1 rRNA gene is annotated in these 897 nt (G+C 52.2%); it reads left to right on the forward strand.

The features are described from left to right. Window positions 1-835 (forward strand): 16S ribosomal RNA (locus tag M992_RS14220); the annotation flags it as partial. Between the last annotated feature and the right edge of the window lie 62 nt (window positions 836-897).

Below are 897 nucleotides of genomic sequence, written 5' to 3' on the forward strand. Positions count from 1 at the left end.
TGGAGGAATACCGGTGGCGAAGGCGGCCCCCTGGACAAAGACTGACGCTCAGGTGCGAAAGCGTGGGGAGCAAACAGGATTAGATACCCTGGTAGTCCACGCTGTAAACGATGTCGATTTGGAGGTTGTTCCCTTGAGGAGTGGCTTCCGGAGCTAACGCGTTAAATCGACCGCCTGGGGAGTACGGCCGCAAGGTTAAAACTCAAATGAATTGACGGGGGCCCGCACAAGCGGTGGAGCATGTGGTTTAATTCGATGCAACGCGAAGAACCTTACCTACTCTTGACATCCAGAGAATTTAGCAGAGATGCTTTAGTGCCTTCGGGAACTCTGAGACAGGTGCTGCATGGCTGTCGTCAGCTCGTGTTGTGAAATGTTGGGTTAAGTCCCGCAACGAGCGCAACCCTTATCCTTTGTTGCCAGCACGTAATGGTGGGAACTCAAGGGAGACTGCCGGTGATAAACCGGAGGAAGGTGGGGATGACGTCAAGTCATCATGGCCCTTACGAGTAGGGCTACACACGTGCTACAATGGCGCATACAAAGAGAAGCGAACTCGCGAGAGCCAGCGGAACTCATAAAGTGCGTCGTAGTCCGGATTGGAGTCTGCAACTCGACTCCATGAAGTCGGAATCGCTAGTAATCGTAGATCAGAATGCTACGGTGAATACGTTCCCGGGCCTTGTACACACCGCCCGTCACACCATGGGAGTGGGTTGCAAAAGAAGTAGGTAGCTTAACCTTCGGGGGGGCGCTTACCACTTTGTGATTCATGACTGGGGTGAAGTCGTAACAAGGTAACCGTAGGGGAACCTGCGGTTGGATCACCTCCTTACCTAAATTCGAAGTTGAATGTGAAGTGCTCACACAGATTGTCTGATAGAAAAGTAGAGCAAA

Origin of the sequence: Moellerella wisconsensis ATCC 35017, from assembly GCF_001294465.1 — a bacterium.
In the GTDB taxonomy this organism is placed as follows: Bacteria; Pseudomonadota; Gammaproteobacteria; order Enterobacterales; family Enterobacteriaceae; genus Moellerella; species Moellerella wisconsensis.